The sequence below is a fragment of the Mycobacterium sp. 050128 genome, from assembly GCF_036409155.1.
Classification (GTDB): domain Bacteria; phylum Actinomycetota; class Actinomycetes; order Mycobacteriales; family Mycobacteriaceae; genus Mycobacterium.
In genome coordinates this window covers 2,458,528-2,480,997 of sequence record NZ_JAZGLW010000001.1, presented here as the reverse complement: position 1 = coordinate 2,480,997, position 22,470 = coordinate 2,458,528, and the positions used below count along the sequence as shown (strand labels likewise).

Genomic DNA, 22,470 nt, shown 5'->3' with positions numbered 1-22,470 from the left:
AGCCGGAAGGAAGCCCGATGGTAGCCCCGCTACTGCAGGCGCAGATCGACATCGACGCGCCGGCCTCGAAAGTCTGGGCCTTGATCTCCGACTTCCGCCGCATGCCGGAGTGGAGTCCGCAGTGTCGCTGGATGAAGTCGTTCGGACCGCTGCGTCCGGGCACCCGCACGCTGAACCTCAACCGGCGCTTGGGCCTGCTCTGGCCCACCACGGCCACGGTCGTCGAGGTCATTCCGGAGAAGAAGCTGGCGTTTCGGGTCGACACCAACCGGACGATCTGGAGCTATGAGCTCGAGCCCAACGGCGAAGGCACCCGGGTAGTCGAGAGTCGGCACGCCGAAAACGGCCTCAGCGCGTATGCGAGCTTGTCGATCAACGCGTTCCTGGGTGGGACGGCGAACTTCGAATGCGAATTGGTCGAGGGTATGAACGCCTCGCTGGCCAGAATCAAGGCCGCGGCCGAGAAAAGCTAGTCGGGCGAATCCGTCGCGGATTCCGCAGCGGCATCCGGTGACTCGACCGTTTCGGAGGCTTCCGGCGACCCCGATGCTTCGGCCGCTTCAACCACAGCCTCCGGCGTTTCGGCCACGGCCTCGGGCGCCGCGGTGGGCTCCTCCGGTAACTCCGCCGACACCTCGGGCGATTCGTCGGACGGCCCGGACGCCGCTGCCGGCGCCTCGGGCGGATCGTCCGGAGGCTCCATGACGTCCAGGACGCCGTCGTCGTAGGGCTCGTACGCCGGCGACCCGCTGCCCGCCGGTGCCGGTGTGTCCGAATGCGCGCCGCAGCCAAACTGCTTGTCGACGATGTGCCCGTCGGCGGACAGCTCGTTGCCGCACACGCCGAACATCGCGCCCAGCGATCCCGCCAGCGGCAGGAAGAAGCCGCAGTCGCGGCACACCCGCTTGGTGGACCGCGCCATCGTCGAGTCGGGGCCGTAGTCGCCGTTGTGCCAGCGCTCGGCGGCGTCGGCCCGGCCCCACAGACTCATCACCCAACGACGGCCCAGCCCGACTTCGGCGGCGGTCTCGTCGACCTGAGGGTCACCGCTGGACATGAAGCCGGGAACCAGTCGCTCGTCGTTCGCCGCCGGCGGCAGCAGATCGCCGGGGCTCAGATCCCCCTGGCGTACCCGCTGGTCCCAAGGCACCCAATCGGGCGCCAGCAGCGACGTCGGCCCGGGAACCAGCACGACCTCACTGATCGTGGCCCGGTCGGCGCCGGGGTAGGCAGCGACGACGGCGGCCCACTGCCACCCGGTGTAACCGGGCAGGCGGGCCAAGAACCGGTGCGTGGCGGCGCTCGGGTCCTCGTAGCTGACGCCCAGGTAGTCGCCGACCGTGTCGGGTCCGCTGAACTCCTCGACAGCGGCCCTAGCCTGGTCGACCGCACGCGTGAGCACCGCCGCCAACTCTTCTGGCCAGTCGGCCACGGTTGCCACGGCGGCCACGGCGGATTCCTCGGTGGGTCGGGTCACACTGTCTTCTCCATGCATTGCGTCTCCAATAGTAGGTTGACGAGCCCTGCCCGGTTGCCCCTCGGTATAAGTTGGCGAGCCACGCCCGGTTGGCCCCCGGTATAAGACAGAATTGATTTGTGTCTGGACGGCGGCGTGACGATCCGGGCCGTGCGCCCTCCAACCCGGGCCGCCGGACCCGCACTGGATCGACGAATCAGCACCCCGGCATGGCCAACTACCCGACCGACGACGCGGACTATCGACGCACGCGCCGCCCACCACCGCCGCCCAGTGCCAACCGCTACCTGCCGCCGCTGGGCCGGCAGAAAGAACCGAACCGCGACACCCCGCCCCCGCGGCGCGAGTCCTCCGGTGAACGTGAACGGATCACCGTCACCCGCGCCGCCGCCATGCGCAGCCGCGAGATGGGCTCCCGGATGTATTGGATGGTGCAACGGGCGGCCACCGCCGACGGTGCCGACAAGTCCGGCCTCACCGCGCTGACGTGGCCGGTGGTCGCGAACTCCGCGGCCGACTCCGCGATGGCTGTCGCGCTGGCGAACACGCTGTTCTTTGCCGCGGCCAGCGGGGAGAGCAAGTCGAAAGTCGCTTTGTACCTGCTGATCACGATCGCGCCGTTCGCGGTGATCGCACCGCTGATCGGTCCGGCGCTGGATCGCTTACAGCACGGCCGCCGCGTCGCGCTGGCGCTCTCTTTTGGGCTGCGTACCGCGCTGGCGGTGCTGCTGATCATGAACTACGACGGCGCCAGCGGCAGTTTCCCGTCGTGGGTGCTCTATCCGTGTGCGCTGGGGATGATGGTCTTCTCGAAGTCGTTCAGTGTGTTGCGCAGCGCGGTGACGCCCCGGGTGATGCCGCCGACCATCGACCTGGTGCGAGTCAACGCGCGGCTGACGATGTTCGGTCTGCTCGGCGGCACCATCGTCGGCGGCGCGATCGCAGGCGGCGTCGAGTACGCCGGTGCGAACCTGCTCAAGCTGCCCGGAGCATTGTTCGTCGTGGTGGCGGTGACGGTGGCGGGCGCCTTCCTGTCAATGCGAATACCACGTTGGGTCGAGGTGACCGAGGGTGAAGTCCCGGCCACCCTGAGCTATCGCCAGGACAGCGAGCCGCTGCGCCGCAGCTGGCACAAGGAAGTCAGCGGGGCGCTGCGACAGCCATTGGGCCGCAACATCATTACCTCGCTGTGGGGTAATTGCACGATCAAGGTGATGGTCGGCTTCCTGTTTCTGTATCCCGCGTTCGTCGCGAAGTCGCGCGAAGCCAACGGCTGGGAGCAGCTCGCGATGCTGGGCATCATCGGCGCGGCGGCCGGGCTCGGAAACTTTGCCGGCAACTTCACCAGCGCACGGTTGAAACTGGGCCGGCCCGCCGTGCTGGTGGTGCGCTGCACGGTGGCGGTGTGCGCGGTCGCCTTGGCCGCCGCGCTGGCCGGCAGCCTGATGGCCGCCGCGATCGCTACCCTGATCACCTCCGCCGCTGCCGCCATCGGCAAGGCGTCGCTGGACGCATCCCTGCAAGACGACCTGCCCGAAGAATCCCGGGCGTCGGGGTTCGGGCGCTCGGAGTCGACGCTGCAGCTGGCCTGGGTGCTGGGCGGCGCGGTGGGCGTGATGGTCTACACCGAGCTGTGGGTAGGCTTCACGGCCATCAGTGCGATATTGATTCTGGGTCTGGCCCAAACCATCGTCAGCTTCCGCGGCAACTCGCTGATCCCGGGCCTGGGCGGTAACCGGCCGGTGATGGTCGAGCAGGAAGGCATGCCCCGCGACAGCGACGTGACCGCGGCGGTACCGAAGTGAAACGTGGTGTGGCCGTTGCCCTTGCGGTCGTGGTCGCGCTGTTGGCAGCGGGCGCTGGAGTCGGCACCTGGTGGCTGCTGCGCGACTCGGGCCCGCAGCGGCCGGAGATCAGCGCATACTCACACGGACACTCGATCCGGGTGGGGCCCTACATGTACTGCAATGTGCTCAACCTCAATGACTGCCAGCAACCGCAGGCTCAGGGCGAGCTGCGGGTCACCGGCAGCTATCCGGTGCAACTCTCGGTCCCCGAGGCGATTTCGCGCGCACCGTGGCGGCTGCTGCAGGTGTACGAAGACCCCGCGAAGACGTCGACCACCATGTTCCGGCCCGGCACCCGCCTGGCCGTGACGATCCCGTCGGTCGACCCGCAACGCGGTCGGCTGACCGGAATAGTCGTGCAGCTATTGACCTTGGTGGTCGACCAGGCGGGTGAACTGCATGAGGCCCCGCATGCGGAATGGTCCGTACGGCTCACTTCTTAACGCCTAAGCGCCGTGGCCGGCCGGCACCCGCTCGCCCTCGACCGGCGGCCCGGGCGGCGTTCCGTCGCCGAAAGGCTTGCCGCCCAATGCCTCCCGGCCGTGTGCGGTCAGCCAGCTCGCCAGTTCCGGACCCTTCGGCACGATACGGGTCGGGTTGATGTCGGCGTGCACGATGTAGTAGTGCTGCTTGATCTGCACGAAGTCGGTCGTGTCGCCGAAGCCGGGCGTCTGGAACAGGTCGCGCGCATAGGCCCACAACACCGGCATCTCGCTCAGTTTGCTTCGATTGCATTTGAAGTGCCCGTGATACACCGGGTCGAAGCGGGCCAGCGTGGTGAACAGTCGCACGTCGGCCTCGGTGATGGTGTCTCCCACCAGGTATCGCTGATTGGCCAGGCGATCGCTCACCCAATCCAATGCGGTGAACAGCCGGTCGTAGGCGGCGTCGTAGGCGTCCTGCGAGCCGGCGAAGCCGCACCGGTATACCCCGTTGTTGATCTCGGTGTAGATCCTCTTGCTGACCTCGTCGATCTCGGCGCGCAGCCGCTCCGGATAGAGCTCGGGCGCACCCTCGCGGTGCAACGCGGTCCACTCGGTGGACAAGTCCAGCGTCATCTGCGCGAAGTCGTTGGTGACAACGGCACCCGTTCCGACGTCGACGATCGCCGGGACGGTGATCCCCTTGGGGTAGTCGGGGAAGCGCTTGAAGTAGGCGTCCTGCAGCCGCGGGATCTTCAGGACCGGGTCCACGCCACCCGGGTCGAGGTCGAATGTCCAGCTGCGCTCGTCGTGGGTGGGTCCGCAAAACCCAATGGAGAGAGCACCTTCCAGGCCCAGCAAGCGCCGGACGATGATCGCGCGGTTCGCCCACGGGCAGGCGCGGGCGACGACAAGCCGATATCGGCCAGGCTCGACGGGATAGCCGTCGCGTCCGTCGGCGGTGATGCGAGTGTTGATGTAGTTGGTGTCGCGGGTGAACTCCCCTGCACCGGCAACGTAGGTGGCCATGCCGACGATTCTGCTACTCGGCAATCGAGCCGGTCGACGCGGCCACCGTCAGAAATCGTCGAGCCAGGTTGGTCTCGGTCGACTCACCCGCTTCCCAGTGCGCGATCCACGGCCCGGTGCCGTCGGACTGATCGACGATCCCGTCCTCGAGCCAGCTGTACCGCCCCTCCAACACGTCGTGAGTGAGCCGCACATCGCTGCTGTCGGTGTTGGCCCACAGCGCCTCGAACAGGGCCTCGACCCGCAAGCTCGCCTGCTGGCAGAACGTTTCGGCCAGCTCGTAAGCCTGTTGTCCCAGTTCAGGATCCGCGACGCGCTGCCCTTCGGCGCGCACGCACGCCGCCGACATCGCGAACAGCTCGGCGCCGATGTCGACGATGCGCCCCAGGAACCCCTGCTTTTGCTCGAGCTTGGCTTGCCAGCGTGCCATCCCGTAGAAGGTGTTGCGAGCCAGCTTGCGGGTGGAGCGCTCGATGAAGCGCAGGTGGGATGCCAGCGGACCGAACTCGCTAAATGCCCGCGGGCGCTGTCCTTCACCAAAAACGAGCTGTGGCAACCACTTTGCATAGAAGCCACTGGCACCGACCGCTGCGGCGGCCTTCTCGCGCAACCCCGTGTCGGGCTTCGCGAGGTCACCGGCGGCGCTCAGGTGTGCATCGACTGCCTCGCGGGCAATCAGCAGCCGCATGATCTCGCTGGATCCTTCGAAGATGCGGTTGATTCGAAGATCGCGCACGGCCTGCTCGGCCGGCACCGCCCGCTCGCCGCGCGCGGCCAGCGACTCCGCGGTTTCGTAACCCCGGCCGCCGCGGATCTGCACGAGCTCATCGGCGATGAGGCAAGCCATTTCGCTGGACCACAACTTAGCCAGCGCCGCCTCGATGCGGATATCGTTGCGCCCCTCGTCGGCCATCTGGGCGGACAGTTCCAGCACCGCGTCCAACGCGTAGTTGGTGGCGGCGATGAATGAGATCTTGTGCGCCACCGCTTCATGTTTGGCCAACGGCTTGCCCCACTGCACCCGCTCGCCGGACCATTCGCGGGCGATCTTCAGCGCCCACTTCGACGATCCCGTCGCGTTCGCGGGAATCGACAACCGCCCGGCATTCAGCGTGGTGAGCGCGATCTTCAGGCCGTCGCCTTCCCTGCCGATGAGGTTCTCGCTGGGCACCCGGACGGCATGCAGCCGCGTCACACCGTTCTCGATGCCGCGCAATCCCATGAATTTGTTGCGCCGCTCCACGGTGATCCCGGGCGAATCCGCTTCCACCACGAACGCGCTGATGCCGCCGCGGTGCCCTTCGCTCTTGGGCACCCGGGCCATCACCACCAGCAGCTCGGCGACCACGCCGTTGGTGGTCCACAACTTCACGCCCTCGAGTTCGTAGGCCCGCCCGTCGTCGACCGGCGTCGCCGTGCAGGCCAGCCGCGCCGGATCCGAGCCCACGTCCGGCTCGGTCAGCAGGAAGGCTGATATCGCGCCAGCGGCACAGCGCGGCAAGAACTTTCGCTTCTGCTCGTCGGTCCCGGCAAGCTTCAACGGCTCGGGCACCCCGATAGACTGATGCGCCGACAACAGCGCGCCCAGGCTGGGGTGAACCGACGAAATCATCATCAGTGCCCGGTTATAGGCGACCTGCGACATGTTCAGCCCGCCATATTCGGACGGAATCTTCATGCCGAAACAGCCCAATGCGGCTAAGCCCTTGACGTACTCGTCGGGAATCTGTGCATCCCGTTCGATGACGCTGCCGTCGACGGTTTTCAGGAATTCGCGCACCTGGGCGAGAAACTCCCGGGTGCGTGCCTCATCGGCTTCCGACGGCTTGGGGAACGGGTGTATCAGCTCTAAAGGAAAGTGACCAAGAAACAGCTCCTTGGCGAAGGACGGTTTATCCCAACCACTTTCGCGGGACTCTTCGGCGAGCGCTCTCGCTTGCTCCTCGGTGACCTGCGCCTGCTGTGCCATCGCAGCCTCCTCGCTACACGACTGTCGCGAGGAGTGAGTACCCAAACTGGGCCGCGGTACTCGCTGCGCCGGGCGGCGGGCAGTTAGGCGTCGAGCTCCCGGGCCACGGCCTTGACCACCTCGGAGACCCGACGCGCCACCTTGCGGTCCGGGTAACGCCCCTTGCGCAATTCGGGCTGCACGGTGCCCTCCAGCAGCGTGATCATGTCCTCGACCATGCCGTGCAGCTCGTCGGGGCTGTGCTTGTGCTCGACAGCAGGTGTCTCGCGGCGCGTCTTGGCGAGGGTGGGCGGTGGGTCGATCAGCTTGAGACTCAACGCCTGCGGTCCGCGCCGGCCGGAAGCCAGGCCGAACTCCACCTTCTGCCCCGCCTTCAGCCCCTCAACGCCCTCGGGCAACGCCGACGAACGGACATAGACGTCCTCGCCGTCTTCCTGCGATAGGAAGCCGAACCCCTTCTCGGCGTCGTACCACTTAACCTTGCCGGTCGGCACTGGTCTCACCTGCTTGTCTGAAGGAAATACCTAGGAATGGACAACATAAGAAGCGTCCCGCCTGTGCAGGACGCGATGCGGATTCAGATCCTACTCGGGTGGTTGCCCGGCCAGCACCCCTGTTTCCTCGTCACTCGCTAGGCTGGCAGTACTGCTGGAGGAGATATGCGCCTGGTTCTGAACATAATCTGGCTTGTATTCGGCGGCCTCTGGATGGCCGTCGGATACCTCGCTGCGGCGCTCATCAGCTTCTTGCTCATCATTACGATTCCGTTCGGGTTCGCGGCGCTGCGCATCGCCTTGTACACGTTGTGGCCATTCGGCCGGACCATCGTCGACAAACCGACCGCTGGGACCGGCGCCCTGATCGGAAACATCATCTGGGTGCTGCTGTTCGGCATCTGGCTGGCGATCGGCCATGTGGTGAGCGCGGCGGCCATGGCGGTAACGATCGTCGGCATCCCGCTGGCGCTGGCCAACCTCAAACTGATCCCGGTGTCGTTGATGCCGCTGGGCAAGGAGATCGTTCCGGTCGGGGCGAGGGCCCCATTATTCGCGCGGGTGCCCGCATGACGCTGACCGCGCTGGGTTTGCCCGTGGTGCCGAGCCTGACCGGCGACGCGCCCGCCGCCGGTATGCCAACGGACGGCCCCCTGCTCGACACCTACGGCAGGGCCGCCACCGATCTGCGGGTGTCACTGACCGATCGCTGCAACCTGCGGTGCAGTTACTGCATGCCGGCCGAAGGACTGGACTGGCTGCCCGGCGAGCAGCTGCTGCGGCCCGAGGAGCTGGCCAGGCTGATGCACATCGCCGTCACCCGGCTCGGCATCACCAGCGTCCGGTTCACCGGCGGTGAGCCGCTGTTGTCCCGCCACCTCGAGGACGTGGTCGCGGCGGCGGCCGCATTGCGTCCCCGTCCGGAGATCTCGCTGACCACCAACGCCGTCGGGCTCGCGCGTCGCGCGGCCACGCTGACCGCGGCCGGGCTGGACCGCGTCAACATCTCGCTGGACAGCGTGAACCGGGATCGCTTCGCGGCCATCACGCGCCGGGACCGGCTCGCCGATGTGGTGGCCGGCCTGGCCGCCGCCAAGGCAGCAGGGCTGGCGCCGGTCAAAGTGAACGCGGTGCTGGATCCGGCCACCGGTCGCGAGGACGTCGTGGAGCTGCTGGGGTTCTGCCTCGAACACGGCTACCAGTTGCGCATCATCGAGCAGATGCCGCTGGACGCCGGGCACCAGTGGCGGCGGGAGGCCGCGTTGACGGCCGACGACGTGCTGGCGGCGCTGCGGCCGCACTTCCGGCTGCGCCCTGACCCCACCCCCCGCGGTTCGGCGCCAGCCGAGCTGTGGCTGGTGGACACCGGCCCGAATACGCCGGCCGGAAAGTTCGGCGTCATCGCCTCGGTGTCGCACGCCTTCTGCGGGACCTGTGACCGCACCCGGCTGACGGCCGACGGCCAGATCCGCAGCTGCCTGTTCTCCGCCGACGAGACCGACCTGCGCGGCATGCTGCGCGCCGGCGCGACCGACGACGCGATCGAGGCGGCCTGGCGCACCGCGATGTGGGCCAAGCCCGCCGGCCACGGGATCAACGACCCGAACTTCATCCAGCCCGACCGCCCGATGAGCGCGATCGGTGGCTGAGCTTCCCCTGAAAATCGAGGACACCGACGGCATCCAGGTGACGGTCCGCTACTTCGCCGCCGCGCGGGCCGCGGCCGGAGCCGAATCGGAAACTGTGGTGCTGCGCCCGGGCGCCACGGTGGCCGAGTTGGTTGAAAAGCTCGCCGTTGCGGGTACCCGCCTGGCAACCGTGTTGGATCGCTGCTCGTACCTCTGCGATGGCATCGCGGTCCGCGACGAAACCAAAGCGTTGCGCTCGGGTAACACGATTGACGTGTTACCCCCCTTCGCTGGCGGTTAATTTTGTGAGATAGCTCACGTAACGGAATGATAACGGCCCGGACACGGCCCGATATCGGGTTGTGGTGAGCTGGGCAAATCCCCGGTGTTCCTGCGTCTTTCGAAGATGTCCGCGCGGGAAACGCCGAGTTTCGCAAGAAGTGACGCGACCAACAGAACCGGCTACGGTCTCCGGAGGCTCGCCAAGATCAACCGAGTGGCGGTCCTCCCTCACCCGTAGCGCCGAGCTCCATCCAATGGGCGAGGGACACCGAAACCTGGATGGAGACGGGGGACCCACCGGTCCGCCGGACTGGGGTCGCGTGCGACTCCTTGGGGTGAAGCCGACGTCGGCTCTCGCGAGACGACGGAGGCCGGGTGACCTCTTGAACCCGAACCCGACAGCTGACCTCGCAGGCGCGTCACGAGAGGAAAATTTCGGCGCGTATGAGTGGACGTCACCGCAAGCCCTCGACATCCAACATCAACGTCGCCAAGATCGCCTTCACGGGGGCGGTACTTGGTGGCGGCAGCATTGCCATGGCTGGTCAAGCAGCCGCGGCCACGGATGGCGAGTGGGATCAGGTAGCCCGTTGCGAATCGGGCGGCAACTGGGGAATCAACACCGGCAACGGCTATTACGGCGGCGTTCAGTTCAACGCCGGCACGTGGGCCTCGCATGGCGGTGGCGAGTACGCCCCGTCGGCTCAGCTGGCCACCAAGGAGCAGCAGATCGCCGTCGCTGAGCGAGTTCTCGCGACCCAGGGCCGCGGCGCCTGGCCCGTGTGCGGTGGCCCGCTGTCGGGTCCCACGCCGCGCGAGGTCCTTCCGGCCCCGGCCGGCTTCGACCTGCCGGGGCTCAACGGCCCGCTGGCACCGCCGCCCGCGGACGCGCCGCCGCCCGACGCTCCTCCCCCGCCGCCCGCGCCGGTGCAGCTGGCGTCGTTCGATCAACCGGCACCGCCCCCCGCGGATCTGCCGCCCGCCCCGCCGGCGGACCTGCCGGCGCCTCCAGCCGACGCGCTGCCGCCGGCCCCGCCTGCCGACGCTCCGCCTCCCGCGGACGCGCTGCCGCCGGCGCCGCCCGCTGACGCCCCGCCTCCGGCTGACGCCCCGCCTCCGGCTGACGCCCCGCCGTCCGCCGACGCACCCCCGCCCGCGGACGCCGTGCAGCAGGCCACGAAGGTCGGCTACACGCAGAAACTGTGGGAAGCGATCCGCGCCGAAGACGTCAACGGCAACGACGCCCTGGACTCGCTGGCGCAGCCTGCCCCCGTCAACTGACGCGGGCGGGCCGGCGCTGAACCGAAGGCGCTAGGCCGAACCCACCCATTCGTCGGTTCCGTCGTCGAAAAACTGGTGCTTCCAGACCGGTAGCCGCGCCTTGATGGTGTCGACCAGCTGGGCGCAGGTGGCGAATGCTTCCTGTCGGTGATCGGCGGCAACCGCGGCCACCAGCGCTGCCTCGCCGATGTGCAGCAGGCCGATCCGATGGCTGGCCGCGACCGCGCGTACGCCCTTGGACGCCTCGCTGACCTCGGCCACCACTTCCGCCATCACCTGCGCGGCCGACGGATGCCCGGAGTACTCGAGCCGTAGCACCCGTCGCCCTTCGTCGTGGTCGCGAATCATGCCGACGAACCCGACGATGGCCCCGGCCGCGCGATGACCTACCAATTCTTCATGCTCGGCCAAAGAGATCGGCTGGTCGGTCATCGCCGCACGCAGGACGACCGTCATCGCTCGTGGTCTTTGCCCGCGATCTGGTCGAGAGCATGGTCGAGCACGTCGGCGAGCACCCCCAGGCCGTCACGTACGCCACCGGGCGAACCGGGCAGGTTGACGATCAGGGTTTGGTCGGCCACGCCGCACACGCCGCGCGACAGCACCGAAGTCGGCACGTTGGGTAGCCCGGATTGGCGAATCGCCTCGGCCAGGCCGGGAATCATGTAGTCGACCACCGCGACGGTCTGGTCCGGGGTGCTGTCGGTCGGCGAGATACCGGTGCCACCCGTGGTGAGGATGACGTCGACGTCGTCGTCGAGCGCCTTGCGCAGCGCCTCGCCGACCGGGTTCCCGTCGGCGACGACTTCCGGTTCTGTGGCCGAAAACCCATGCTGCTCAAGCCATTCAGCGATGATCGGTCCGCATTTGTCGGTATACACACCGTCCGAGGCCCGCGTCGACGCGACAATGATGCGTGCGGATCGGGCGCCCATCAGCGCGCCCAACTTCCGGTCTTGCCACCCTCCTTGCGGAGCACGCGGACATCATCGATACGGGCCGCCGGGTCAACCGCTTTGATCATGTCGTAAAGCGTAAGCGCGGCCACGCTGACAGAGGTCAGCGCCTCCATCTCCACGCCGGTCCGGTCGGTGCTGCGCACCGTTGCGACGATCTCGATATCCGACTCACCGACTATGAAGTCGACGTCGACTCCGGTGAGCGCGAGCTGGTGGCATAGCGGGATCAGGTCACTGGTGCGCTTGGCTGCCAGAATGCCCGCCACCCGAGCGGTCGCCAGCGCATCGCCCTTGGGCAGACCTCCGCTGGAGATCAGCGCGACGACGTGCGGGGTGGTCCGCAAGGCGCCCGCGGCAACGGCGGTGCGCTTGGTGACTCCCTTTTCGCTGACATCGACCATGTGTGCCGCACCCCGCTCATCGAGGTGCGACAGGGCGTCCGGGCGGGCTTCCTGCGACTGCCCGGCCTGCTCAGGTCTGGACGGCCCGGATGCCCCAGCCATCGGTGGCAATGCCTACCGGTTTACGACCGTGACCGGGTGGACGTAGGGCAGGTGGTCGGATTCCACCGGGAACACCAGGTCACCGAACGGCGACAGCGCGCCCGTGCGATCGGTCACCAGCTCGCTTACCGCATGGTCGTCGGGGTCCGTCGTCGGCCAGCCGTTGTCGACGTACCTGGTTTTGCCCGCGTTGCCCTCAGCAATGTCAGCCACGCGGTCCATTCTGACAGGTCGGGCCCGCGCGCGTGACGCTAGGCGGAATGCGGATCCGCAAGCTGCTTTACGCTGGTCAGCAATGACCGACAACACCCCGGATATCCCGCTGGGGTCCTGGCTGGCCGACTTGCCCGACGAGCGGCTGATCCAACTGCTGGAACTACGGCCGGACCTTGCCCAGCCGCCGCCCGGCAATATCGCGGCCCTGGCCGCGCGCGCCGGGGCCCGACAGTCGGTCAAGGCTGCCACCGACGAGCTCGATTTCCTTCGGCTGGCGGTGCTCGACGCGCTGCTGGTGCTGCACGCGGACAGCACGCCGGTGCCGACCGCCAAGCTGCTGGCGCTCATCGACGACCGCGCTCCCGAGGCCGACGTGATCGACGCGCTGAACGACCTGCGGCGGCGTGCCCTGGTGTGGGGCGACGTCGCGACGCGGATGGCCACCGATGCCGGCATGGCGTTGCCCTGGCATCCGGGGCAGGTGACGCTCGAGGACGCGTCCCGCACCGGCGAACAGATTTCGGAGCTGATCGGCGGGCTCAACCAGGCCCAGCGGGAGGTGCTGGACAAGCTGCTCGAAGGCTCTCCGATGGGACGCACCCGCGACGCCGCACCCGGCGCCCCGGCGGATCGGCCGGTGCCGCAGCTGCTGGCCATGGGACTGCTGCGCAGGGTCGACGCCGAGACGGTCATCCTGCCCCGCCACGTCGCGCAGGTGCTGCGCGGCGAGCCGCCCGGCCCGATGCAGCTGACCGAACCCGACCCGGTGGTGTCCACGACGACATCCGATGATGTCGACGCCTCGGCCGCCGGAGCCGTTATCGACCTGCTGCGTGAAGTCGACGTGCTGCTGGAAAGCCTTGGTATGACACCGGTTTCCGAGCTGCGCAGCGGTGGTCTGGGAATACGCGAAGTCAAGCGACTGGCCAAGGCGACCGGCATCGACGAGCCGCGGCTTGGCCTGGTGCTCGAGGTCGCGGCCGCGGCGGGGCTGATCGCCAATGGCACGCCCGATCCGGAGCCGGAGAACGCCGACGGCCTGTACTGGGCGCCGACAGTGGCCGCCGACCGCTTCGCCGCGATGTCCGCCGCCGAGCGGTGGCACCTGTTGGCCAGCGCCTGGCTGGATCTTCCGGGCCGCCCGGCGCTGATCGGCGGTCGTGGCCCCGACGGCAAACCCTATGCGGCCCTTTCGGATTCGCTTTACTCCACGGCGGCCCCGCTGGACCGGCGGTTGCTGCTGGGCATGCTCGCCGAGCTGCCCGCGGGCGCCGGCGTCGACGCGACCACGGCCTCGGCGGCGCTGATCTGGCGGCGCCCACGCTGGACCCGGCGCCTGCAGCCCGGGCCGCTGGCCGATCTGCTGGCCGAGAGCCACGCGCTGGGCTTGGTGGGCCGCGGGGCGATCAGCACACCCGGCCGCGCGCTGCTGGCCGAAACCATCGACTTCTCCGGCACGGTCGACGCCATGGCGCGAGCCCTGCCCAAACCGATCGACCACTTCCTGATGCAGGCCGACCTGACCGTCGTGGTGCCCGGGCCGCTACAACGCGACTTGGCCGAGGAACTGGCGACCGTGGCCAACGTCGAATCGGCGGGGGCGGCGATGGTGTACCGCATCAGCGAGCAGTCGATCCGTCATGCGCTCGATGTCGGCAAAACCCGCGACTGGATGCACGCATTTTTCGCCAACCACTCCAAAACGCCAGTGCCGCAAGGACTCACGTATCTCATCGATGACGTTGCCCGCCGCCACGGCCAGCTTCGCATCGGCATGGCCGCCTCGTTCGTGCGCTGCGAAGACCCGGCGCTGCTGGCCCAGGCGGTCGCGGCGGGCGAGGACCTGCAACTGCGGGCGCTGGCCCCCACGGTGGCCGTTTCCCCCGCGCCGATCGCCGAGATGCTGGCCACCCTGCGGGCCGCCGGTTTCGCCCCGGCCGCCGAAGATTCCACCGGGGCCATCGTCGACGTCCGTCCGCGGCGGTCGCGAGTGCCCACGCCGCAGCAACGTCGGCCCTACCGCCCGGCACCACGGCCCAACACCGAGACGCTGAACGCGGTGGTCTCGGTGCTGCGCAAGGTGACCGCCGCGCCGTTCGGCAACAGCCGCGTCGACCCGGCGGCCGCGATGTCGCTGCTGGCCGATGCCGCGAAGAATCAGGACACGCTGGTGATCGGCTACCTCGACGCCGCGGGCATGGCCAGCCAGCGGATGGTGTCGCCGATCGCCGTACGCGGCGGGCAGCTGGTGGCGTTCGATTCGGCGTTGGGAAGGCTGCGCGACTTCGCGATCCACCGCATCACGTCGGTGGTGTCGGCGGACAACGGATAATGGACAGATGCGCGCCAACGACAATGCTGGGGGCACCCCCAGCCGCACAGCGGCCGGGGGGACGCGCCGAGCGCAATGCGGAGGAGTGGCGCTAGATGTCTGACGGACCATTGATCGTGCAGTCCGACAAGACGGTGCTGCTGGAGGTGGACCACGAGCTGGCCGACGCGGCGCGCGCCGCCATCGCGCCGTTCGCCGAGCTCGAGCGCGCACCCGAACACGTGCACACCTATCGCATCACGCCCCTGGCGCTGTGGAACGCGCGCGCCGCCGGGCATGACGCCGAGCAGGTCGTCGACGCGCTGGTCAGTTTCTCGCGCTATGCGGTGCCGCAGCCGCTGCTGGTCGACATCGTCGACACGATGGCCCGCTACGGGCGGCTGCAACTGGTCAAGAACCCGGCGCACGGGCTGACCCTGGTGAGCCTGGATCGCGCCGTGCTCGAAGAGGTGCTGCGCAACAAGAAGATCGCACCGATGCTGGGTGCCCGCGTCGACGAGGACACCGTTATCGTCCACGGCAGCGAACGCGGCCGGGTCAAGCAGATGCTGCTCAAGATCGGTTGGCCCGCAGAGGATCTTGCCGGGTATGTCGACGGCGAGGCACATCCGATCAGCCTGGACCAGGAGGGCTGGGAGCTACGCGATTACCAGCGGCTGGCCGCGGACTCGTTCTGGGCCGGCGGCTCCGGGGTGGTGGTGCTTCCGTGTGGCGCCGGCAAGACGCTGGTCGGTGCGGCCGCGATGGCGAAAGCCAGTGCCACGACGCTGATCCTGGTCACCAACATCGTCGCGGCCCGGCAGTGGAAACGCGAGCTCATCGCGCGCACCTCGCTGACCGAGGAGGAGATCGGCGAATACTCGGGTGAGCGCAAGGAAATTCGGCCGGTCACCATCTCGACCTACCAGATGATCACCCGCCGCAGTAAGGGCGAATACCGCCATCTGGAACTCTTCGACAGCCGCGACTGGGGGCTGATCGTCTACGACGAGGTGCACCTGCTGCCCGCACCCGTGTTCCGGATGACCGCCGACCTGCAGTCCAAACGACGGCTCGGCCTGACGGCCACGCTGATCCGCGAAGACGGCCGCGAGGGTGACGTGTTCTCCCTGATCGGCCCGAAGCGCTACGACGCCCCGTGGAAGGACATCGAGGCACAGGGCTGGATCGCGCCGGCGGAGTGCGTCGAGGTCCGGGTCACGATGACCGACAACGAGCGCATGATCTACGCGACCGCCGAACCCGAAGAGCGTTACAAGCTGTGCTCGACGGTGCACACCAAAATCGCTGTGGTCAAGTCGATTCTGGCGAAGCACCCCGGCGAGCAGACCCTGGTGATCGGCGCCTACCTCGATCAGCTCGACGAGCTCGGTGTCGAACTGAACGCCCCGGTGATCCAGGGTTCCACCAGAACCAAGGAACGTGAGGCGTTGTTCGACGCCTTTCGCACCGGCGAAATTTCGACGCTGGTGGTGTCCAAGGTCGCCAACTTCTCCATCGATCTACCGGAAGCCTCAGTGGCGGTACAGGTTTCGGGCACTTTTGGCTCGCGACAGGAGGAGGCCCAACGGCTGGGCCGGCTACTGCGGCCCAAGGCCGACGGCGGCGGCGCCATCTTCTACTCAGTGGTGGCCCGCGACAGCTTGGACGCCGAATACGCCGCGCACCGGCAGCGGTTCCTGGCCGAGCAGGGCTACGGCTACATCATCCGCGACGCGGACGACCTTCTGGGACCGGCTATTTAGAGCGCCAGCCGGCCCGTAACGCCGAACGTGCACTGACTGCGAGATTTTCGACGATTTTTCGCAATGACAGCACGCTCGGCGAAAATGACTGCACGCTCGGCGAAGACAGGCCGGAGTTCGGGACACTTCGCGGTGCCGGCGGGAGATGGACGTGTTCGCTCGTGATTTATATCTGTATGCAACTATTGCATAGTGCTATAGTGGACCCAACTCCATTCGCAGCGGAGGTGGGCATGAAGATCGCCATTGTCGGTGCCGGCATCTCCGGCCCAACTCTTGCGTATTGGCTGTCGCACTATGGCCACGAGCCAACCCTGATCGAAAAGGCGCCACGACTGCGCACCGGAGGCTACGTCGTGGACTTTTGGGGCGGAGGATATGCCGTCGCCGAACGGATGGGACTCACCGCCGAATTGCATGCCGCAGGGTACGCGGTACGCGAAGTGAGACTCGTGGACCAGAATGCGCGAAGAGTCGGAGGATTTTCGACTGAACCGTTCCGGCAAAACCTCAACGGCCGATTCGTTACGATTCCCCGTGGTGATCTGGCGGCCATGATCCATCGCTCCATCGACCACCGTGCCGAAACTCTCTTCGGCGAAAGTATTTCGGCTATCACGCAACACGAGTCGGGCGTGTGCGTCACACTCGAGCACGGCGGACCACGACAATTCGACCTCCTCATCGGCGCAGGTGGCATCCATTCGCCGGTGCGAGACTTGGTGTTTGACCCGGAAGACCGATTTGTGACCGATCTCGGTTACCGAGTCGCGGCATTCGAAGCCGAGGGCTATCAGCCGCGTGATGAACTCGTCTACCTCGCCTACACGATGCCGGGGCGCATGGTCGCACGGTTCGCAATGCGCGACGAAAAGACCTTGTTTCTCTTCATTTTCACCACTGACCATATGAGTGGGCCGGAACCACAGGATGTGTCGCAGGTGCGCCAGGTCCTGCACCAAGTTTTCGGCACCGCCGGCTGGGAATGCCCAGAGATCCTCCACCGACTCGAGAGGGCCTCCGATGTGTACTACGACCGCGCAAGCCAAATCGTCCTAGACCATTGGTCGGACGGGCGAGTAGCGCTCATCGGGGATGCCGCGGCCGCGGTCTCTCTGCTGGCGGGCGAGGGAGCGGGTCTGGCTATGGTGCAGGCCTACATACTGGCCGGCGAGCTCAATCGCGCAGGGACGGATCACCAGAGTGCGTTTCGTCGCTATGAACGACAGTTGCGTCCGATCGTTGAGGCCAGGCAGCGGTCGGCGCGCGGATTCGCCACGACCTTTGCACCCAAGACGGCGCTGGGCGTGCGGACCCGCAATCTGGCGTCCCGACTGCTGAACGTTCCATGGCTGGCCGAGTGGGTCGTTCGGAGCGAATTCCGCGACGACGTCAGATTACCCGAGTACATCGGATAACCGACGACGTGCGAGGCCCCGGCGATTTAACGGCGATCAGACAACTCACCCGTAACGCCGAACGTGCACTGACTGCGAGATTTTCGACGATTTCTCGCAATGGCTGCACGCTCGGCGAAAATGACTGCACACTCGGCGAAAACGCGGAGCGATGTAACGACAGATCTAGAGCGACAGGATCGTCGCCGACGCGGTGCCAGGAGCGCCGTACACCTGCGCCAAGCCGACTCGCGGGTCGCCGGGCACCTGACGGTCGCCAGCCTCGCCGCGCAGCTGACGCACCAGCTCGTGCACCTGCCGCAGCCCCGACGCACCGATCGGCTCGCCGTTGGCGATCAGCCCGCCATCGGTGTTCACCGGCATCGAGCCGTGAATCTCGGTGGCCCCGTCGGCCAGCAGCTTCTCCTGTTCACCGTCGGCGCACAGGCCCGTCTCGGCCATGTGGATGACCTCGTTGCCGGCGTCGGTGTCCTGAAGCTGGGCGACGTCGACGTCCTCGGGCCCGATACCCGCGGCTTCGTAGGCCGCCTTGGACGCGTACACCGTCGGCGAGACGTCCTCATCCAAAGGCGCGAACGTGGCGTGCACCTCGTACGCACCGAACGTGCGGGTGCGGATCTCGCAGGCGCGCACATACACCGGCTTGTCGGTGTACTTGTGCGCGATGTCGGCGCGACACATGATGACCGCCGCCGCACCCTCGTCGGGCGCGCAGAACATGTACTGCGTCAACGGGTAGTTGAGCACGTTCGAGTTGAGGATCTCTTCGACCGAGATCTCCTTGCGCCGGAAGGCATTCGGGTTCCGTGCGCCGTTGCGGAAATTCTTGTTGGCCACCCGCGCCAGGGTTTCCTGCGAGATGTTGTGGTCGTGCAGGTACTTGTTGGCCTTCATGCCGAAGAATTTGGTGGTGACGAACTGTCCGTTCTGCGCGTACCACTGCGGCAGCGCCAGCTTCGCCGGGTCGTCGGTGAACGCCCCACGCGGGTGCTTGTCCAAGCCGATAGCGATGCCGATGTCGTACTTGCCCAGCCGGATGGTGTCGGCGGTCTGCTGGATGGCGCTGGCCGCGGTGGCACACGCGTTGAAGACGTTGGTGAAGGTGATGCCGGTAAGCCCGACCAGTCGGGTCACCGCGTCGGGGTTGGACACCTCGTGGCTGCCGCCGAACCCGAACTGGATGTCCTTCCACCCCACACCCGCGTCGGTGAGCGCGGATTGGATGGCCTCGGCGCCCATCTGCATCGCGGTCTTCTCGAACCGGCCGAAGGGGTGCAGGCCCACGCCGATGATGGCGACGTCGTTAGTCATCTCGGATTCTCCTGGATCTAGACCGGCTGGAACGCGAACGTGATGATCTCGTTGCCGTCGGCGTCGGTGGTGAACGGCACCATCGTGAGCTCGACCTCCTGGCCGAACTGCAGTTTGGCCGGGTCGTTCTCGGTCAGCCGGCCCTCGACCCGGATCACCGCGTCTTCTCCCAAGCCGAGCTGCACCAGACCCACGCCGAAGGGTACGAAGTCCTTGCCGGTCGGACCGGCGTAGGGGGCCCCGGGCGGGAAGCCCTGGGTCGTCCAGGCGACCACGGTTCCGGTCCGCGGCAACAGCACGTCGCTCATCGAGCCGCCGCTACAGCGCGGGCACCGCTCCTGCACCGGGAAGGTGGTGGCACCGCAATCACCGCACCGACTGCCGATCAGCTGCGGATTCTCGTCGGGCCAGGTCGAGATCTCGGGAGCGAGTGCCTTCTGCATTGACGGGTCCTCCAGGAACGTCCGCGGGTGCGCCAAAAGAACAGTTCTGACTGAACCGTATAACAGCCTTCCGAAAAGTGGAAACCGCATTCTCATAACTTGCGGCGGCGACGGTGGCCATTCCCGTCACCCGGAGCCAAACCCTTCAGCCCCTGGCCGGGCCCGCCTAGCGTTTTCACCGGGCACCGCCGCCGCCGTCCATCTGCGATCCCGCGCTCCCCAAAGGTTCCTCGAATACATGGTCAGCATTCCCGCCGAGAAGGCCGTCGGATCTGCGCCCAGGGCTGTGGTCGCCAAACCCCGCAGGCAGCGCCGCTGGGCGATCATCCGAATATCCTCACCACTGGTGCTGCTGCTGTTGTGGCAACTCTTCAGCGCCACCGGCCTGATCCCCCAGAACGTGCTGCCGGCCCCGCAGCTGATCTTCGACGCCGGCCTACAGCTGATCCGGAACGGGAAGCTCATCGAAGCCCTGGAAGTGTCCGGGCTGCGCGTGGTGGAGGGGTTACTGCTCGGCGGTGTGATCGGTGTTGCCCTGGGCGTGGTGGTCGGGTTGTCGCGGTGGTTCGAGGCGACCGTCGACCCGCCCTTACAGATGGTGCGCGCACTCCCGCATCTGGGCCTGATTCCGTTGTTCATCCTGTGGTTCGGCATCGGCGAGTTGCCGAAGGTACTGCTGGTCGCGCTCGGCGTCAGCTTCCCGCTGTACCTCAACACGGTATCCGCGATCAGGCAGGTCGACCCGAAACTGCTGGAAACCGCTGACGTTCTTGGCTTTTCGTTATGGCAGCGACTGCGGACGATCATCTTCCCGAGTGCGGCTCCGCAGGTACTGGTCGGGCTGCGGCAGTCGCTGGCGATCGCGTGGCTGACCCTGATCGTCGCCGAACAAATCAACGCGGACAAGGGTATTGGGTTCTTGATCAACAACGCCCGCGACTTCCTGCGCATCGACATCATCATTTTCTGCCTGGTCATCTACGCGCTGCTGGGCATCGGGACCGATGCCATTGTCCGAGCGCTGGAACATCGAGCCCTGAGGTATCGCGCATGACATTGACATCCGAGCGACAGACCGCCGTCGTCGGCAGGCTCCACAACATCGACAAGTGGTACGGCACCCGCAAGGTTCTCGACGGCATTTCCCTCGAGGTCCGCACCCGCGAGATCGTCGCGCTGGTCGGCCGCAGCGGTTGCGGCAAGTCGACCGTATTACGGGTGCTGGCGGGGTTGTCCCCGGACCACACCGGAGATCGCGAAGTCGTCGGCGCACCTGCGGTCGCGTTCCAGGAGCCCCGCCTATACCCGTGGCGCAACGTGTCGACCAACGTGCGCTACGGCCTCAACCGCGCCAAGCTGTCCCTGGACGCGGCGCGGGAACGGACGGAGCAGGCATTGGGTGAGATCGGCCTGGCCGATCATGCCGCGGCATGGCCACTGACGCTGTCCGGCGGTCAGGCACAACGGGTTTCGCTGGCCCGCGCACTGGTGGCCGAACCCCAGCTGCTGCTGCTCGACGAGCCGTTCGGCGCGCTGGACGCGCTCACCCGGCTTTCGATGCGCGCGCTGCTGCTCGACCTGTGGCGCCGGCACGGATTCGGCGTGCTGCTGGTGACCCACGACGTCGACGAGGCCATCGAGCTGGCCGACCGAGTGCTGGTCCTCGAGGATGGCCGGGTCGCCCACAGCATCGAGATCGAAGCCCCGCGGCCCACCGCGTCCGAGCGCACCGCTGAGCACGACCATTATCGCGCCGATCTTCTCGACAAGCTCGGCGTTCGGCTTTGAAAGCCGAGCACCGCATCGTGATTCGCGCCGCACTGGTGCTGGCATTGGTCGCCGCCACACCGGGGTGCGTTTCACGGTCGTTGGGACCGCAATTGATCGCCGTGCCGGCATCCGTTCCGGTATCCGAGCTTGCCGGCATCACACTACAAGTCGGTGACCAAAAGGGCGGTACCCAAGCGCTTTTGCGCGCCGCCGGTGAACTCGACAATCTGCCGTACCAGATCGCGTTCTCGACGTTCACGTCCGGGCCCCCTCAGATCGAGGCGTTGACCGCGGGCAAGATCGACTTCGCGGTCACCGGCAACACCCCGCCGGTGTTCGGCGCCGCGGCAAACTCGAAGACCCGGGTGGTCTCGGCGTGGGACGGTGCCCAGAGCGGAGAGCAGATCCTGGTGCGCGTCAATTCATCGATCGACTCGATTCCCGGCCTGAAGGGCAAGACGATTCTGGTGGCCAAGGGCAGCGCCGCACACGCCAACGTGCTCGAGCACCTCGCCGACGTCGGGCTGACGGCCAAGGACGTCAAGCTGGTTTTCCTGCAACCCGCCGATGCACTGTCGGCATTCGCCAACGGACAGGGCGACGCCTGGGTGATTTGGGAGCCCTACACGTCGCAGGCCACGCTCACGCTGAAGGTGCGCAATATCGGGACCGCCGAAAACGGCTATCAGTTCGGAAGCGCATCCACCCAGGCCCTCACCGACCCGAAGCGCAATGCCGCGCTGCGCGATCTGCTGGTCCGCTACCAGCGGGCCGCGCAATGGGCGCGCGAGAACCCGTCGGAGTGGGCGAAAAGGTACGCCAAGGCCGTGGGGCTGGACATCAAGATCGCCGAGCTCGCCCAGAGCCACCTGCTGCGGCTGCCCGTCCCCCTCGACGACAAGGTGGTGGCCGCCGAACAACGCCTCGCCGATCTTTTCGCGGCCGCCGACCAAATTCCGGAGGCGCCCGATTTCGCCAAGTGGGTCGACCGTAGGTTCAACGGTGTGCTCGCGGCGAGCGGCACACAGTGACGATACGAGGAGACGACTGTGACGGTCATCGTGCTACTGGAACTGAAGTTCAAGCCCGAAGAGGTCGGTGCAGGGCGTGAACTGATGGGCCGGACGCTGGAAACCACTCGGGCATTCGAGGGAAATCTCCGTACCGACGTCTGGGTCGATGAGGACGACGAAGCGCACTGGATCATCTATGAAGAGTGGGAGTCCGTCGAGCACGACGAGGCCTACCGCGCGTTTCGCGCCGGCGAAGGCAAGGTGACCCAGCTGCCGCCGCTGCTGGCCGCGCCTCCGGTCAAGACGAGGTACACGACCACGGATGTCTGAG

23 protein-coding genes, 1 pseudogene and 1 riboswitch are annotated in these 22,470 nt (G+C 67.0%); of the genes and pseudogenes, 14 read left to right on the top strand and 10 right to left on the bottom strand.

Annotated features, from left to right (window positions below; translation table 11 throughout):
- Positions 1–17 precede the first annotated feature (17 nt).
- Positions 18–473, top strand: a complete 456-nt coding sequence (locus SKC41_RS12020) for an SRPBCC family protein (protein ID WP_330977835.1) — start codon at positions 18–20, stop codon at positions 471–473.
- A gap of 209 nt (positions 474–682) precedes the next feature.
- On the opposite strand, the pseudogene SKC41_RS12015 reads toward SKC41_RS12020, so the two are convergent.
- A pseudogene (locus tag SKC41_RS12015) lies at positions 683–1,477 on the bottom strand (DUF3027 domain-containing protein); the annotation flags it as partial.
- Between the two features lie 209 nt (positions 1,478–1,686).
- Between SKC41_RS12015 and SKC41_RS12010 the strand changes: the two are divergent.
- The gene (locus SKC41_RS12010; protein WP_330978853.1) at positions 1,687–3,282 is read left to right on the top strand and encodes an MFS transporter; all 1,596 of its coding nucleotides are present in this window, start codon (positions 1,687–1,689) and stop codon (positions 3,280–3,282) included.
- A complete protein-coding gene (locus SKC41_RS12005; protein ID WP_330977834.1) occupies positions 3,279–3,767 on the top strand; it encodes a DUF2771 domain-containing protein in 489 nt (162 codons plus the stop codon). Before SKC41_RS12010 ends, SKC41_RS12005 begins: the two co-directional genes overlap by 4 nt.
- A 3-nt stretch (positions 3,768–3,770) precedes the next feature.
- Here SKC41_RS12005 and SKC41_RS12000 read toward each other — a convergent pair whose 3' ends face one another.
- The 3 genes from SKC41_RS12000 to SKC41_RS11990 all read right to left on the bottom strand — a co-directional run bounded on the left by SKC41_RS12000 (position 3,771) and on the right by SKC41_RS11990 (position 7,238).
- Positions 3,771–4,775 carry a glutathione S-transferase family protein gene (locus SKC41_RS12000; RefSeq protein ID WP_330977833.1) on the bottom strand — a complete coding sequence of 335 codons (1,005 nt, stop codon included), beginning with the start codon at positions 4,773–4,775 and terminating at the stop codon, positions 3,771–3,773.
- 13 nt (positions 4,776–4,788) lie between these two features.
- Positions 4,789–6,744: an acyl-CoA dehydrogenase family protein gene (locus SKC41_RS11995; RefSeq protein ID WP_330977832.1), complete on the bottom strand. Its 1,956-nt coding sequence runs from the start codon at positions 6,742–6,744 to the stop codon at positions 4,789–4,791.
- 83 nt (positions 6,745–6,827) lie between these two features.
- A complete protein-coding gene (locus tag SKC41_RS11990) occupies positions 6,828–7,238 on the bottom strand; it encodes a cold-shock protein (RefSeq protein ID WP_330977831.1) in 411 nt (136 codons plus the stop codon).
- Positions 7,239–7,403: 165 nt separating this feature from the next.
- On the opposite strand from SKC41_RS11990, the gene SKC41_RS11985 reads away from it, so the two are divergent.
- The 4 genes from SKC41_RS11985 (at position 7,404) to SKC41_RS11970 (ending at position 10,429) form a co-directional block, all read left to right on the top strand.
- Positions 7,404–7,811 (top strand): YccF domain-containing protein, encoded by a 408-nt coding sequence (locus tag SKC41_RS11985; RefSeq protein WP_330977830.1) that lies wholly within the window; start codon positions 7,404–7,406, stop codon positions 7,809–7,811.
- Positions 7,808–8,887 carry a GTP 3',8-cyclase MoaA gene (moaA, locus tag SKC41_RS11980; protein ID WP_330977829.1) on the top strand — a complete coding sequence of 360 codons (1,080 nt, stop codon included), beginning with the start codon at positions 7,808–7,810 and terminating at the stop codon, positions 8,885–8,887. The genes SKC41_RS11985 and moaA overlap by 4 nt, the downstream gene beginning before the upstream one ends.
- Positions 8,880–9,167: a MoaD/ThiS family protein gene (locus SKC41_RS11975; RefSeq protein ID WP_330977828.1), complete on the top strand. Its 288-nt coding sequence runs from the start codon at positions 8,880–8,882 to the stop codon at positions 9,165–9,167. The genes moaA and SKC41_RS11975 overlap by 8 nt, the downstream gene beginning before the upstream one ends.
- A gap of 237 nt (positions 9,168–9,404) precedes the next feature.
- Positions 9,405–9,581: riboswitch (cyclic di-AMP (ydaO/yuaA leader) on the top strand.
- Positions 9,582–9,592: 11 nt separating this feature from the next.
- Positions 9,593–10,429 carry a transglycosylase family protein gene (locus SKC41_RS11970; protein ID WP_330977827.1) on the top strand — a complete coding sequence of 279 codons (837 nt, stop codon included), beginning with the start codon at positions 9,593–9,595 and terminating at the stop codon, positions 10,427–10,429.
- A gap of 30 nt (positions 10,430–10,459) precedes the next feature.
- Here the strand turns inward: SKC41_RS11970 and SKC41_RS11965 are convergent, their stop codons facing one another.
- Genes SKC41_RS11965 through SKC41_RS11950 form a run of 4 tightly spaced genes read right to left on the bottom strand, consistent with a single transcriptional unit; the run spans position 10,460 to position 12,104 of the window.
- Positions 10,460–10,885 carry a molybdenum cofactor biosynthesis protein MoaE gene (locus SKC41_RS11965; RefSeq protein WP_330977826.1) on the bottom strand — a complete coding sequence of 142 codons (426 nt, stop codon included), beginning with the start codon at positions 10,883–10,885 and terminating at the stop codon, positions 10,460–10,462.
- Positions 10,882–11,364 (bottom strand): MogA/MoaB family molybdenum cofactor biosynthesis protein, encoded by a 483-nt coding sequence (locus SKC41_RS11960; protein WP_330977825.1) that lies wholly within the window; start codon positions 11,362–11,364, stop codon positions 10,882–10,884. Before SKC41_RS11960 ends, SKC41_RS11965 begins: the two co-directional genes overlap by 4 nt.
- Positions 11,364–11,891, bottom strand: a complete 528-nt coding sequence (gene moaC, locus SKC41_RS11955) for a cyclic pyranopterin monophosphate synthase MoaC (protein WP_330977824.1) — start codon at positions 11,889–11,891, stop codon at positions 11,364–11,366. The genes SKC41_RS11960 and moaC overlap by 1 nt, the downstream gene beginning before the upstream one ends.
- 12 nt (positions 11,892–11,903) lie before the next feature.
- Positions 11,904–12,104 carry a hypothetical protein gene (locus tag SKC41_RS11950; RefSeq protein WP_330977823.1) on the bottom strand — a complete coding sequence of 67 codons (201 nt, stop codon included), beginning with the start codon at positions 12,102–12,104 and terminating at the stop codon, positions 11,904–11,906.
- Positions 12,105–12,186: 82 nt separating this feature from the next.
- On the opposite strand from SKC41_RS11950, the gene SKC41_RS11945 reads away from it, so the two are divergent.
- The 3 genes from SKC41_RS11945 to SKC41_RS11935 all read left to right on the top strand — a co-directional run bounded on the left by SKC41_RS11945 (position 12,187) and on the right by SKC41_RS11935 (position 17,602).
- The gene (locus SKC41_RS11945) at positions 12,187–14,439 is read left to right on the top strand and encodes a helicase-associated domain-containing protein (protein ID WP_330977822.1); all 2,253 of its coding nucleotides are present in this window, start codon (positions 12,187–12,189) and stop codon (positions 14,437–14,439) included.
- Between the two features lie 95 nt (positions 14,440–14,534).
- The gene (locus SKC41_RS11940) at positions 14,535–16,184 is read left to right on the top strand and encodes a DNA repair helicase XPB (protein ID WP_330977821.1); all 1,650 of its coding nucleotides are present in this window, start codon (positions 14,535–14,537) and stop codon (positions 16,182–16,184) included.
- A gap of 233 nt (positions 16,185–16,417) precedes the next feature.
- Complete coding sequence (locus SKC41_RS11935) at positions 16,418–17,602, top strand: FAD-binding domain (protein ID WP_330978852.1); 1,185 nt, start codon at positions 16,418–16,420, stop codon at positions 17,600–17,602.
- 165 nt (positions 17,603–17,767) lie between these two features.
- Here SKC41_RS11935 and SKC41_RS11930 read toward each other — a convergent pair whose 3' ends face one another.
- Entirely contained in the window at positions 17,768–18,913 is a 1,146-nt protein-coding gene (locus SKC41_RS11930; RefSeq protein WP_330977820.1) for a thiolase family protein, read from the bottom strand.
- 17 nt (positions 18,914–18,930) lie between these two features.
- A complete protein-coding gene (locus SKC41_RS11925) occupies positions 18,931–19,356 on the bottom strand; it encodes a Zn-ribbon domain-containing OB-fold protein (protein WP_330977819.1) in 426 nt (141 codons plus the stop codon).
- A gap of 247 nt (positions 19,357–19,603) precedes the next feature.
- Between SKC41_RS11925 and SKC41_RS11920 the strand changes: the two genes are divergently transcribed.
- From SKC41_RS11920 to SKC41_RS11905, 4 genes are read left to right on the top strand one after another with little or no spacing between them, the layout of a single operon-like run.
- Positions 19,604–20,410: an ABC transporter permease gene (locus tag SKC41_RS11920; protein ID WP_442931679.1), complete on the top strand. Its 807-nt coding sequence runs from the start codon at positions 19,604–19,606 to the stop codon at positions 20,408–20,410.
- Complete coding sequence (locus SKC41_RS11915; protein ID WP_330977818.1) at positions 20,407–21,144, top strand: ABC transporter ATP-binding protein; 738 nt, start codon at positions 20,407–20,409, stop codon at positions 21,142–21,144. The genes SKC41_RS11920 and SKC41_RS11915 overlap by 4 nt, the downstream gene beginning before the upstream one ends.
- Complete coding sequence (locus SKC41_RS11910) at positions 21,141–22,157, top strand: ABC transporter substrate-binding protein (RefSeq protein ID WP_442931592.1); 1,017 nt, start codon at positions 21,141–21,143, stop codon at positions 22,155–22,157. Before SKC41_RS11915 ends, SKC41_RS11910 begins: the two co-directional genes overlap by 4 nt.
- Positions 22,158–22,175: 18 nt before the next feature.
- On the top strand, positions 22,176–22,469 hold the full coding sequence (locus SKC41_RS11905; protein WP_330977817.1) for a putative quinol monooxygenase: 294 nt from the start codon (positions 22,176–22,178) through the stop codon (positions 22,467–22,469).
- Position 22,470: the final 1 nt, after the last annotated feature.